At 49.3% G+C, this 201-nt stretch carries 1 rRNA gene; it reads left to right on the top strand.

What is annotated here, in order from left to right:
• Nucleotides 1–201, top strand: a 23S ribosomal RNA gene (locus CIK98_RS09145); the annotation flags it as partial.

The raw sequence follows: 201 nt of genomic DNA, 5'->3' as shown, positions 1-201 counted from the left end.
AATCCCTTTGGTACCCGTACCGCAAACCGACACAGGTAGACGGGTAGAACATACTAAGGCGTTGAGAGATTCATGGTTAAGGAACTAGGCAAACTGACCCCGTAACTTCGGGATAAGGGGTCCTCACATGTGTGAGGCGCAGAGAATAGGTCCAGGCAACTGTTTAACAAAAACACAGGGCTGTGCAAACTCGCAAGATGA

It is taken from the genome of Prevotella sp. P2-180 (genome assembly GCF_002251435.1).
Taxonomy (GTDB): domain Bacteria; phylum Bacteroidota; class Bacteroidia; order Bacteroidales; family Bacteroidaceae; genus Prevotella.
This window is presented reverse-complemented; position numbering and strand designations above follow the sequence as displayed.